The following is a 13,004-nucleotide window of genomic DNA, read 5'->3' on the forward strand; positions in this document are numbered from 1 at the left end:
TGATCCTTCCAGGGGAAACGCCGGTGGTTACGACACGCGTCCGCGCGCGGCGACGGGAATGCAATCCAGCACTTGGTCGCCGGAGACGAGATAGACATGGTCGAACATGTTGCTGACCACGCAGGCGTGATTGGGCACGATGCGCAGGCGTGCGCCGATCTCGGGCAGGCCGTGTTCGGCGCGCAGGATGCCGTGCTCCTCGCTCAGGCCGCTCACGATCGCCTGCGGGCAGGCGGGGACATGGCCGAATCCTTCCATGCCCAGCAGGTCGCTGGTCAGGCTCTTGGTCCCGGCATCGATGATCGCGCGGTCGGGGCGCGGCTTGCTGACCACGGTCGCCAGCACGGTCAGGGCACAATCCGCCATCGTGGCGGCACCGGCGGCGACCTGTGAGCAGTCCATGTAGACGTAGGTGCCGGGCCGGTATTCCGTCAGTCCCGGAGTGGTGTGTGCCCGCCACAGGTCCGGCGTGCCGCCAGCCGAAACCGTGCCCACCGGTACCGAGGCGGCACTGAACACCGCAAGCGCGCGGTCGATCCATGCGGCCATCTCGGCGGTCTTGCCGGCTGCGGGATAGGTCATCAGGCCCGCGAAGCGCGCGCCCCCGCCCAGCGTGGCGGCAAGCGCCAGCGCGTCTTCCGGCGTCTGCACGCCGCAGCGGCCGCCACCGGTGTCGCATTCGATCAGCACGTCGAACGACACATCCGCCGCCCGCGCGATGTCGTTGTAGCCCGCGACGGTGTACGGGCTGTCGGCGGCGACGGTCAGGCGCACCCGGCGCGCCAGCGCCGCCAGCCGCGTCAGCTTGTCGATGCCCACCAGGTTGTAGCTGATCAGGATGTCGTCCAGCCCCGCGTCGGCCATCACCTCGGCCTCGCCCAGCTTCTGGCAGGTGATGCCCCGGGCCCCGGCTTCGACCTGCAGGCGCGCGAAGGCCGGCATCTTGTGGGTCTTGATATGGGGGCGCAGGGCGAAGCCGTGCGTGTTCGCATAGGCCTGGGCGCGGCCGATATTGGCCTTCACCCGGTCGATGTCGACCAGGACGCAGGGGGTGGACAGCGTGTCGATATGCATGGCGTGACCTCGTGCGGAATGCGTCAGAAGAGCTGATAACAGAGCTGGAAGAGCACGGCGCCCGTCAGGGCCAGGACCGAGATGGCGGTTTCGATGACCGACCATGTGACCAGCATCTGGCCGACGCTCAGCCCCAGATATTCCTTGATCTGCCAGAAGACGGGATCGGTCACCGGCCCGAATGCGACCGATCCGGCGCCCGTGGCCAGCACCAGCGCCTCGGGTGTCACCAGCCCCGTCTGGGCGGCGAGGGGGGCGAGCATGGATGCCGCCGTGCTCATGGCGACGGTCGCCGAACCGGTGGCCAGCCGGACGATGGCCGCCAGGCCCCAGGCCAGCAGCAGGACCGGCATCCGCCACGAGACGGCGAGGTCGGTCAGCGCGTGCGAGACGCCGGCATCGATCAGCGCGCGGCCGAACCCGCCGCCCGCGCCGACCAGAAGCACGACGAAGGCTGTCGGTGCCAGGCAATCCTGCAGGCGGCGCGACAGAGTGGCCCATGGCGTGCCGCGCGCGATCCCCAGCGCCAGTCCGGCGAATAATGTCGCGATGACCAGCGCCATGTCGGTCGAGCCGAGCAACCCGGCGGCCCACCCCCCGGTGGCGCCGGGCAGAAGCACGCGCGCGACCTGTGCCGCCAGGATGACCAGGACGGGCGACAGCACCGCCAGCGCGCTGAGCCAGAAGGGGGGCAGCGGGCGGACGACATCGCGTTCGAGGAACTGGGCTTCCAGCGCGCTGATGCCGCGTACGTGCAGGCGCGGGACGATGAACCGCGCGAAGACCGGCCCCGCCAGCACGGCCGTCGGCACCATGACCGCCGTACCCAGCAGCAGCATGACGGGAACGCTGGCGCCATAGGCCTGGATCGCGATCATGATCGCCGGATGCGGCGGCATCAGCGCGTGCGCCACCGACAGGCTGGAGGCCAGCGGCAGCGCCGCGAGCAGCAGGGGCTGCCCGGCCGCGCGCGCCGCGACGAAGGCCAGCGGCGCCAGCAGCACGAAACCCACATCGAAGAATACCGGCAATCCCACCAGCAGGCCGATGGCCATCATCGCCCAATGGATGTTGCGCGGCCCGAAGCGGGCGATCAGGGTATCCGCGATGCGCTCGGCTGCGCCGCTTTCGGTCACGATACGCCCCAGCATGGTGCCGAAGGCGATGATGAAGGCGATGTGCCCCAGCGCGTGGCCGGCGCCGTTTTCGAACGAGGCGACCGCATCGGCCGGGGCGCGGCCGGTCGCCAGCCCGACCAGCACCGCGACGACGAACAGGGTCAGGATCGGTTCGCAGCGGAACCGCGCAATCAGGACCATCACGGCCAGGATCGCGGCCGCGCCGACGACGATGACGAGGGGAAAGATCATGGGCGGGTATCAGGCCGCGTCCGGGCGCCCGCGCACCGGCGGTTCGACCGAATCCGGCAGCGGACAGACATAGGGCGTGACGGCCATCTTCGCCGCGTGTTCGGCTTTGGCCCGGGCCAGCAGGTCGCCGTCCGTCAGGGCGTTCAGGGCGGTGGCGGCCATGATCTTGGCCGTATGCACCATCCCCTTGTGCGCGTGCCCGGTCTTGCCCTGGCCCGTCATCTGCCAGGAATGCAACTGCGTGCCGATGGCGCAGGTCGCGCCGCGGGCCTGTACGGTCGGCACCACCCAGCTGACGTCGCCGACATCGGTGGAACCGGACGCGCCGTCGCCTTCGGCGCAGGGGGGTGCGATCAGGTCGCACAGCACGGCGTCCGGATCGTAGGGAACGCCCATGCGGTTATAGGCTGCCAGCCGGTCCTGGGGGCTGAGGGTCGCCGCGAATGCGGCCGCCACCTCGCGATCCGCCTCGTCGAACGGCGGGGGGCCGAGACGTTCGAACTGGCGGTGCATCGCCTGTTCCAGCGGGGTATTGCCGACCAGGTTGGAGACGGCGCTGACGATTTGTTCGGAGACCTGGGTTTCCGTCATCATCGCGGCGCCGGCTGCGATCCGGCGCACGCGGTCGGCCAGGTCGCGCAGCTCCGGCAGCGTTTCGGAGCGGATCAGGTAGCGGATCGTGACGCGCGACTGCACCACGTTCGGCGCGGCCCCTCCGGCGTCGATATAGGCATAATGCAGTCGCGCGCCCTGGGGCATGTGCTCGCGCAGGTAGTTTGCCCCCACATTCATCAGTTCCGCCGCGTCGAGCGCCGAGCGGCCCAGATGCGGGCTGGCGGCGGCATGCGACGCGCGGCCGGTGAAGGTGAAGTCGATGCGCATGTTGGCGAGCGAGCGCGGAGCGTTGACGCCCGAAAAGGACGACGGATGCCAGGAAATCGCGATATCGACGTCGCTGAACGCACCCGCACGCACCATGAAGGTCTTGGCCGCGCCCCCTTCCTCGGCAGGGCAGCCGTAATAGCGTACCCGTCCCTTGATGCCGTGTGCCTTCAGATAATCCTTGACGGCGGTGGCGGCCAGCAGGGCGGAGGCGCCCAGCAGGTTGTGGCCGCAGCCATGGCCGGCGCCGGAGCCCGGCATGGCCGCGGGGCTGGTGACGCCCGCCTGCTGGCTCAGGCCCGGCAAGGCGTCATATTCGCCCAGGATCGCGATCACGGGACCGCCCTCGCCGAATTCGCCCATCACCGCCGTCGGGATTCCCGCCACCGCGCGGGTCAGCCGGAAGCCCTGGCTTTCCAGCGCCGCCGTGTGTTCGGCCACGGCCGCGAATTCGTCATAGGCCAGTTCGGGCTGATCCCAGATCCGGTCCGAAAGGGCACGGAATTCGGGGACATGGTCGTCGACCAGGGCCCAGATTTCATCGCTGTTGCGCATGGTGGGTCTTCCTTATGCGGCGAAACGGGGGTCAGGCATGCGCGCCCACCGGCGGCATGAAGCCGGGGCGCGAGGCGATGGGCGGCATGACCGCCAGTGCCTCGATGTCCGGGACCGGTCGCGACAGGCCGGGATGTCCGGCGAAAGCGGATTCGATGGCGGCGGCCACGCGCAGGACGAAGGCGTCGCCGCCGCGCGGACCGACGACCTGCAATCCGAAGGGCAGGCCGCGTTCGTCCACGCCGATGGGGATGCTGATGCAGGGATGGCCGGACAGCGTCACCAGATAGGCCAGCGACAGCCAGTGGAAATAGCTGCTGGTCGGAACATCGTCGATTTCCGCCGGATAGGGCTCGGTCCACGGTCGTGGACTGACCGTGATCGCCGGGCTGATCAGGACGTCGTGGGATTCGAAGAATTTCTGATAGGTGCGATAGATTTTTGTCTGCCGGTCCGACGCCCAGGCGTGGTCGGCCAGCGAGTATGTCGCCGCTTCCTCGACATTGGCGCGGATATTCGGGCCCAGAAGGTCGTAATGCGTCTTGTATCGTGCGCCGTGCGTCGCCTGGAACAGGGCCGCACGCAGGATCGCGAAGACCTCGTGCCCGCCGGAACAGTCGGGGGCGGCATCCGCGCTGGAAGCGAAAAGGGCCGCGATGGCCGGGCATTTTGCGCGAAACGCCCGGCGGACGATGCCTTCGGTCGGCGCGATGCCGAAATCCTCGGTCATCGCCAGGCGCAGGGTGGACAGGTCGATCGGGACCTGGGGGAAATAACGATTGGACAGGCCCCGCACGGGGGTGTCGGGCAGCGTGTAGGACAGGGGGTCGAAGGTCGAATCAGCGGCGACGACCGACAGCATCAGCGCGGTGTCCGCCGCGGTCCTGGCCATCGGCCCGTCCACGGACAGGCAGGACCAGCCGAGTACCCGGCGTTCGCTGGGGATCAGGCCGGATGAGGGGCGCATGCCAACCACGCCGTTGAAGGCCGCCGGGTTGCGCAGCGACCCGCCGGTATCCGACCCGGTGCACAGCGTCGCCATGCCGCAGGCGAGCGCCGCCCCCGACCCGCCGGACGATCCGGCGGCATTGAGGGCCGGATCGAACGGATTGCCGGTCGCGCCATAGACGGGATTGCGGCTGTTCGCCCCCGCGGCCCATTCCGGCACGTTGGTCTTGCCGGTGATCACCGCGCCGGCGGCCCGCAGGGTGGCGACAAAATGCTGGTCGTGTTCGGGTACCCAGTCCCGATATTGCGGGCTGCCGAAGGTGGTGCGTAGCCCGCCCGTCACATGCGTGTCCTTGACGGCCAGCGGCACGCCGCACAGGGGGCCGGTCGGTTCGCCACGCCGCCATGCGGCTTCGGCGGCGCGCGCGGCCGCCTGGGCCGCGTCGCGATCTTCGTACACGATGGCGTTGATCGCCGGATTGACCTTGTCGGTACGATCGTGGCAGGCGCGCAGCGCCTCGACGGGCGATGCCTTGCCCGTTCGGAACAGATCGAGCAGTTCGATTGCGGTCGCGTCACACAATTCCATGATTGTCGGCTCCGACTGTCGGGATGGAGGATGCGGGGGCCTGTCCGAAACGGCCCAGCGCGATATTCAGCACCAGCGCGAGCACGCCTGCGACCAGCAGGCTGAGGAACGCGGTGGGATAGCTGCCGGACGCGGACAGGACAGCGCCGATGACCGGGGGCGCCACGAAGCCCGCGATCTGGCCGCCGAAATTGATCAGGCCGTAGCCCGTGCCGGCGATGTCCTGCGGCAGGATGCGGCCGGGCAGGCAGAGCACGGCCGCGAAGACCAGCGTCTTGAAGAAATAGAGCACGGTTTCCGCACCGATGATTGCGATGACCGCGTTGCATGACGCCATCGCCACCAGGGCCGCGCAGGAAATGACCATGCTGATGGAGATGAAATGGTTCTCGCGTCCGGCGAACCAGCGGGTCATGACCCAGCCGCCGATCAGGGCGGCCACCGTCGCGGCAAGATAGGGCACAGTCAGCAGGATACCGGCCTCCTTCAGCGAGACGCCCCGCGCATGCAGCAGATAGGTCGGCATCCAGCTTTCCAGGGCCTTGTTGATGAAGCTGACCAGGAACCAGGTCGCCATCAGCCGGTTGATCCCCGGCAGGCGCAGGGCCCGCAGCATCGCACTCCCCCCGATCGGGGCCGGGGAGAGTGCCGCGGGCCGTCTGGGGACCAGGGCCAGGAACAGCAGGGCCGACAGGACTCCGATCGCGCTCATGACGTAGAATGTCGACCGCCAGCCGAACCAGGCCAGCAGTGGCAGCAGCACCGTGGGGGCGATCAGATAGCCGAAATAGTTCGAGGACATCAGCGCCGACGGCGCCTTGTCACGTGCGCTGGCCGGCACGGTGTCGTACAGGGCCCGCAGGCTGGCCGCGGGAAAAATGCCTTCGCCGATCCCGAACAGCAGACGCATGCACAGCAGGGCCGCCGCCGACTGCACCAGTCCGGTGCCCAGCGTAAAGGCCGACCAGCCCAGCAGGCCCGCGATGACGACGCGCTTCGCGCCGAACCTGTCCGCCAGCCATCCGCCGGGTGCCTGCATGAACGCATAGCTCAGATAGAAAAACCCCATCGCGAAACCCTGCTGCACCGGCGACATGTGGATGTCGCGGATCATCGCGGGGGCCGCGAAGGGAACGGCCGCGCGGTCCAGGTAGCATACGCACCAGGCAAGATAGAGCAGCCCGAAGGTCAGCCGTGCGTCGCGGCCGGGGCGTGTCGTACCCCCGCCTGTCGCGGTCGTTTCGGGGCGGGTGGTCATCGGTGCCTCATTCCGGCGGCATCTGGTCGGTGTTGGCAAGACGACCTTTCGGGATTGCGAACATCAGGATCACGCCGCCCAGCGCCACGACCACGCTCATGCACAGGACGCCGGCATTGACATTGCCCGTCAACTGCGTGACCCGGCCGATGAGAATCGGGCTGAAGAAACCGCCCATCAGTGCGATGGAGTTGATCAGCGCGTAGCCGCCCACCGCGCCGGGTCCGCGCAGGAATTGCGACGGCACGGACAGGAAGATCAGATAGGCGGAATACAGGCACATCGCGGTGACGCTCAGTGCCAGCATCGTGGCGGGCAGGCTGCCGCCCGTCGCCGCGATGGCAGCCAGTCCGACGGCCGCCAGCAGGGTCGGCCCCGCGCAATGCCACCGCCGTTCGCCCCGCCGGTCGGATCGTCGTCCCCATCCCACGATTGCCGCGCCGCCGCAGAAAAATGGAATGGCCGTCAGCAGACCGACTTGCAGATCGCCGTGCGCCCCGGCCTGCCGCAGGACGGAGGGGGCCCAGAAGCTGAGCGTATAGATGCCGGCGATGATGCAGAAATATCCGGCGGCGAGAACGTAGAGGATCGGATCGCGCAGCACGGCGGCGAAGCTGTGATGGCTGGCCCCGGCGGACGAGGCATTGCTTTCCACGATGCGGCGTTCGGCCGGGGTCAGCCAGCGCGCATCGGCCGGCCTGTCAGGCAGGAAGATCAGGACCACGAACGCCATCAGGATCGTGGGAAGGCCTTCGATGACGAACATCCAGCGCCAGCCGTCAAGGCCGCCCACATGATCCATCCCTTGCAGAAGCATGCCCGAGAGCGGGCCGGCGACGACGCCCGAGAGGGGGGCGGCGATCTGCTGGATCGAGATTGCCGTCGCCATGCGACCGGGGGGGTACCACGATGTCATGTAGTACATCGCCGCGGGCGCGAAGCCGGCTTCGAACACGCCCAGCAGGAAACGCAGGACATAGAAGGCGTAACGGCTGCTGATCAGCCCCATGCATGCCGAAGTCAGGCCCCACAGCACCATGATGCGGAAGAAGGTGCGTCTGGCACCGACCTTTGGCAGCAGGAGGTTGGAGGGAATTTCGCACAGCACGTAGCCGACGAAGAAGATGCCGGCCGCGAAACCGTAATCCTGCGGCGTAAGGCCGATCCGTTCCGAAATCTGGCGCTGCGCGAAGCCGATATTCAGCCGGTCCATGGTATCGAGCAGGTAGGAGACCGCCAGGAGCGTTGCGACGCGCAGGTCGATGCGCCGATAGAGTGCATTCAGCGACGATTGAGGCATCGCAAGGGGGATATCAGGAATTGGAACGGTCCCGGCTGGGGTCATGACTGGGCTCCTTGGCGATACGCGGAGGCGATACGCGCGGGGCGTCTGGGTCGAAACGTCCAAGTTCAGGCGCGAACGGGATTGACCGGTCCCGGAAACAGAAGGTCAATCTTCCATGTTATTACGAATAAGATACGAAATATCCGTGGAAAGATCCATAAAAACCGTTTTAGTTTGCAAGGAGCGTTCCCGCTCCGGCTGTGTCGCGGGCATTATGTCGCGCTCAGCAGCGGATACATCGCCGGGCGGCGGTTCCTGGCGAAGTTGAACACGTGCTCCCTGATTTCGGCGCAGCGATCCAGGTCGCAGACGGCGACGATGACCTCGTCGCCGACCGTGCCGGCCATCGCCACGATCTCGCCGGTCGGGGCGACGATGCAGCTTTGCCCCAGCAGGGCGCAGCCTTCCTCGACGCCGGTCTTGCCGACGCCCACCACCCACATGCCGTTCTGATAGGCCCCGGCCTGCATGCAAAGATGGTTGTGGAACGATTGCAGGTGGTCATGGTCCGGCATCTGCGCGTAATGCAGGGGCGTGTTGTAGCCGATCGTCGCCACCTCGGCGCCGCGCAACGCCATTTCCCGATAGGTCTCGGGCCAGCGGCGATCGTTGCAGATGGCCATCGAGAAGCGTCCCCCCAGCAGCGGCACGGTCTCGAAGAACGCTTCGCCGGGCTCGAAATAGCGTTTTTCCAGATGCTGGAAGGCTCGCCAGGGTTCGTGTTCGGCATGGCCTGGAAGATGGATCTTCCGGTAGTGCGCGACGACCTCTCCCGCCGTATCGACCATGATCGACGTGTTGAAGCGCCGGACGCGCCCGTCCGCGATCCGCTTTTCCGCGAAGCCGAACGTGAAGGCGATGCCCAGGGCGCGGGCCCGCGCGAAGAGCGGCGCCACGGCGTCGTTCGGCATGGCCGTTTCGAAGAAGATGTCGATCTCCTGCTGATCCGCCATGAACCAGCGCGGAAAGAAGGTCGTCAGCGCCAGTTCGGGAAAGACGACCATCTGCGCGCCGAGCCGCGCGGCCCTGTCCAGCAGTGCGACCATGCGCGCGACGGCAGACGCCCGGGATTCGTCGCGTGCGATCGGTCCCATCTGCGCGCCGGCAATGATGATTTCGCGGCTCAAGCTCCGGCTCCGTTCCGCGTCCCGTCCAGGGAAGGACAGGACCAGTGAAGGACAAGACGACTCAGGATTTCGGTCCCGCGCGCCAGGTCGTCGGGCGCCGTATATTCCTCGACATTGTGGCTGACGCCGCCCGCGCTGGGCACGAAGATCATCGCGGACGGGGCGATCCGAGCCAGCATCTGGGCATCGTGGCCGGCGCCGGAATGCATGCGGCGGGTCGTATGACCCAGGCCCGTCGCCACCCGTTCGACGTCCGCCACCAGGGCGGGATCGAACGAGACCGGTGCGAAGCGCGCGAGCGAGCGGTGTTCGACCACCACGCCGGCCTCGGCGGCGGCGGCGCAGGCGATGGCCAGCAGGATCGCCTCGGCGTCGCGTAGCGCATCGTCGTCGGGGTTGCGCAGGTCGATCGTCAGGTTCGCTTCCTGAGGCACGACATTGATCAGTCCGGGCGCGAGGCGCAGCGATCCGCAGGTGACGAGCTGGTCCGCCCCCATGCGTGCGCCCATCTCGTATGCGTCGTGGACGATGCGCGCGGCGGCCATGCCCGCGTCGCGGCGCATCGCCCGGGGCGTTGTGCCGGCATGGGCCGAACGGCCGGTCAGCCGGAATGCGTGCCAGGAAATGCCCTGGATGCCCGAGACGACGCCGATCTGGATTCCTTCACGCTCCAGGACGGGGCCCTGCTCGATATGCAGTTCGAAATAGGCGGCGATGTTTTCGGGACCTGTCGCATCGCCGGCATAGCCGATGCGCCGCAACTCGTCGCCCAGCACCGCGCCGTCCGCGTCCCGCGTCGCCAGCGCGTCCGCAAGCGGCAGGCCGCCGGCGAAGACCAGGCTGCCCAGCATGTCCGGCTGGAATCGGGAACCTTCCTCGTTGGTGAAGGCGGCGACGGTGATGGGCCGTTCGGTTTCGATCGCGGCATCGTTCAGCGCCGCGACGATTTCCAGTCCCGCCAGGACGCCGAACGTGCCGTCATAGAGGCCACCGGTCGAGACCGTGTCGATATGCGATCCGATCATGACCGTGCCGGCCGCCCCGTCGGGCGCCCGCGCCGGCCGCGTGCCGAAGATGTTGCCGATCGCATCGATGTCCACGACGAGGCCGAGCATCGTCATGCGGTGCGTCAGTTCGTCGCGGGCCGCCTTGTCGGCGTCGCTCAGCGCCAGGCGGCAGACGCCGCCGCCCGGAAGCGCGCCGATCCGGCCGAACGAGCGGATGGCCTCTTCAAGACGCCGCGCGTCGATCCGCGGGATGGCTGATGCGGTGCGGGGCGGGCCGTCAGCGGGCATCGGCCGCGACCTCTTCCGGTGTCCGCCCGACGATGGCGTGATACAGCGCGGCGTCCGTCGCCCCTTCGGTCCCGATCGCAACGACGATCGACGTGGCATCCAAGCCGAGCGTGTCCGCGATCTCCGGACGACCCATGACCTCCCGCAGGCCGGCAAGGCCGGCCGCGCCGCTTTCGCCGGCCACCACCGGAGCGTCGCCGTCCACCCCGGCGGCCAGCAGGCGCATCGTCTCGCGGACGCTCTCGTCGTCGATGGCTAGATAGGCGTCGGCCAGGGCATGGATCGCCGGCCATGCGATTTCCGACGGCTCTCCGCAGGCCAGGCCGGCCATGATCGTGTCCAGCTCGCCGCCGACCGTGACGCGGCTGCCTGCCTGCGCGCTGGCGAGCAGGCAGGCGGCGTGATCTGGTTCGACGACGATGAAGCGTGGCGGGGCCTCGGCATAGGCCTGCGCCATGCTGGACATGATGGCCGCCGCGAAGCCGCCCACGCCCGCCTGGAGGAAGACATGGGTCGGGCGGACATCGCCGAGCTGCGCACGGATCTCCTCGGCGATCACGCTGTACCCCTGCATGATCCAGCCCGGTATTTCCGCATATCCCGGATAGGACGTGTCGGACACCACGTGCCAGCCATGGATGGCGGCGTCCTGCTGCGCGAAGCGCACAGCGTCGTCGTAATTGCCGGGCAGGCGCCGGACGGTCGCCCCCAGTGCCGCGATGGCGTCGGCCCGGGCCTGCGACACCGCCTGATGGATGTAGATGACGCACTGGCAGCCGAATTGCGCCGCGCCCCAGGCTACGGAACGCCCGTGATTGCCGTCTGTCGCGCAGCACACGGTCACGGACCCGGCGATGTCGGCATGGCGTCCCGAAAACAGGTCCTGGCTGTCTGGCACCTGGCCGGTCCGCTGGGCGACGATCGCGGCCAGGACGCGCTGCACGGCGTAGGCGCCGCCCAGCGCCTTGAAACTGCCCAGGCCGAAGCGGGGAGCCTCCTGCTTGTAATGGATCGCGCCGCACTCCAGCGACCGAGCCAGGCCGGGCAGCGCCAGCAATGGGGTGCGCGCATAATGCGGCCAGTCCGCGATCGTCCGCAGCACCTGCACGGCGGCGTCCGGCCCAGCCGGAAAGGCGAAGGAATCCGCCGTGGGCGCAGGGCGGGCGATCGGGTTGAGACAGGTCTTGGTGAGCATTGGCGAACCCAGCGCGAGCGGAGGAGCGACACCTCATCAAGGCGCGGGCAGTGGTTTCCTGTCAAGAACGGAATGAAAATAGTTTTTCGTGTTGTGATCGGAATGATAAACTTGTTACATGTCCCGCGTGACCGGGCGCGCCGGACGAGCCCGTGACCATTCCCCCGGATATCGAGGAACGCCATGGCTCTCGACGGTTCTATTCTGGAACGCATGGTCGCGATCCGCCGCGACCTTCACAAACATCCCGAGCTTGCCTTCGCCGAATTCCGCACGGCGGAATGTGTCGCGCGCGAACTGGCGGCGTGCGGCCTTTCGGTCCGGACCGGCATTGGCGGGACGGGGGTCGTCGGTACCCTGGCCAGGGGCGACGGGCCCGCCATCGGGCTGCGGGCCGACATGGATGCGCTCCCGATTGCCGAGGAGACGCAGCTTCCTTATCGTTCCACACGTCCCGGAATCATGCATGCGTGCGGCCATGACGGCCATGTGGCGATGCTGCTGGCGGCGGCGCATCACCTCGCGGCCATGGACGATCTTCGCGGCACCGTTCATTTCATCTTCCAGCCTGCGGAGGAATGCGAGGGTGGCGGCCGCGCGATGGTCGCCGACGGGCTGTTCCGCGATCATCCCTGCGACAGCGTCTGGGGACTGCATATCTGGCCGGGCCTGCCGGTCGGGCGCTTCGCGACCCGGGCGGGCGCGATCATGGCCTCGTTCGACACGTTCGAGATTGTCGTGCAGGGATCCGGCACCCATGCGGCGATGCCCGAACGCGGCAATGATCCATTCATGGTCACCGCCGAACTGGTGATGGCCCTGCAGACGATCGTCAGCCGCAGGCTGAATCCGCTCTGCCCCGCCGTCGTCAGCGTGACCCAGATTCATGGCGGCGACGCCTGGAACGTCATTCCCGAACGCGTAACCATTCGCGGGACGGTGCGCTGCCTGGATGAAGCGGCCCGCGGGCGGATCGAGACGCTGATCGCCGAGATCGGGACCGGCGTGGCGGTGGCGCACGGTTGCCGGGCGGAGGTCCGCTATATTCATGGCTATCCATCGACGGTGAACACGGCCGACTCCGTGCCCTGGGTGGCACGGGCAGCGTCGCGCGCGGCTGGGGAGGGGGCGTGTGACAGCGATGTCGCGCCCTCGATGGCGTCGGAGGATTTCGCCTTCATGCTGCAGGCGGCGCCCGGCGCCTATGCCTGGATCGGGGCGGACGGGGCGGTTCCCTCGCGCCCGCTGCACAATCCGGGCTTCGACTTCAACGACGCGGCGCTGCCATTGGGCGCGGCCTACTGGATCGCCCTGGCGCGGGACCTGACGGCACGCGGCTGACCGTTTGCCGACGCAGGGCGGAATC

Annotated in this window: 10 protein-coding genes; 1 reads left to right on the plus strand and 9 read right to left on the minus strand. The window is 68.0% G+C overall.

Going from position 1 to position 13,004, the window contains the following annotated elements; translation table 11 throughout:
- Positions 1-27 precede the first annotated feature (27 nt).
- From HLH35_RS09760 to HLH35_RS09800, 9 genes are all read right to left on the minus strand, one after another.
- Entirely contained in the window at positions 28-1,074 is a 1,047-nt protein-coding gene (locus HLH35_RS09760) for a D-TA family PLP-dependent enzyme (RefSeq protein ID WP_182978956.1), read from the minus strand.
- A gap of 23 nt (positions 1,075-1,097) precedes the next feature.
- The gene (locus HLH35_RS09765; protein ID WP_182978957.1) at positions 1,098-2,444 is read right to left on the minus strand and encodes a GntT/GntP/DsdX family permease; all 1,347 of its coding nucleotides are present in this window, start codon (positions 2,442-2,444) and stop codon (positions 1,098-1,100) included.
- Positions 2,445-2,453: 9 nt separating this feature from the next.
- Positions 2,454-3,881 (minus strand): M20 family metallopeptidase, encoded by a 1,428-nt coding sequence (locus HLH35_RS09770; RefSeq protein WP_182978958.1) that lies wholly within the window; start codon positions 3,879-3,881, stop codon positions 2,454-2,456.
- A 31-nt stretch (positions 3,882-3,912) separates the two neighbouring features.
- Positions 3,913-5,418 carry an amidase gene (locus tag HLH35_RS09775; RefSeq protein ID WP_220790621.1) on the minus strand — a complete coding sequence of 502 codons (1,506 nt, stop codon included), beginning with the start codon at positions 5,416-5,418 and terminating at the stop codon, positions 3,913-3,915.
- Positions 5,405-6,676, minus strand: a complete 1,272-nt coding sequence (locus tag HLH35_RS09780; protein WP_182978959.1) for an MFS transporter — start codon at positions 6,674-6,676, stop codon at positions 5,405-5,407. The genes HLH35_RS09775 and HLH35_RS09780 overlap by 14 nt, the downstream gene beginning before the upstream one ends.
- Positions 6,677-6,683: 7 nt before the next feature.
- Positions 6,684-8,021, minus strand: coding sequence for an MFS transporter (locus HLH35_RS09785; RefSeq protein WP_220790622.1), 1,338 nt, complete (start codon positions 8,019-8,021; stop codon positions 6,684-6,686).
- A gap of 212 nt (positions 8,022-8,233) precedes the next feature.
- Positions 8,234-9,148: an N-carbamoyl-D-amino-acid hydrolase gene (locus tag HLH35_RS09790; protein ID WP_182978960.1), complete on the minus strand. Its 915-nt coding sequence runs from the start codon at positions 9,146-9,148 to the stop codon at positions 8,234-8,236.
- On the minus strand, positions 9,145-10,443 hold the full coding sequence (locus HLH35_RS09795) for a Zn-dependent hydrolase (protein ID WP_182978961.1): 1,299 nt from the start codon (positions 10,441-10,443) through the stop codon (positions 9,145-9,147). Before HLH35_RS09795 ends, HLH35_RS09790 begins: the two co-directional genes overlap by 4 nt.
- Positions 10,433-11,638: a diaminopropionate ammonia-lyase gene (locus HLH35_RS09800; protein ID WP_182978962.1), complete on the minus strand. Its 1,206-nt coding sequence runs from the start codon at positions 11,636-11,638 to the stop codon at positions 10,433-10,435. Before HLH35_RS09800 ends, HLH35_RS09795 begins: the two co-directional genes overlap by 11 nt.
- A gap of 183 nt (positions 11,639-11,821) precedes the next feature.
- Here HLH35_RS09800 and HLH35_RS09805 point away from each other — a divergent pair, with 183 nt between their 5' ends.
- The gene (locus tag HLH35_RS09805; protein WP_182978963.1) at positions 11,822-12,979 is read left to right on the plus strand and encodes an amidohydrolase; all 1,158 of its coding nucleotides are present in this window, start codon (positions 11,822-11,824) and stop codon (positions 12,977-12,979) included.
- The last annotated feature ends 25 nt before the right edge of the window (positions 12,980-13,004 follow it).

It is taken from the genome of Gluconacetobacter asukensis, assembly GCF_014174375.1.
Classification (GTDB): domain Bacteria; phylum Pseudomonadota; class Alphaproteobacteria; order Acetobacterales; family Acetobacteraceae; genus Gluconacetobacter; species Gluconacetobacter asukensis.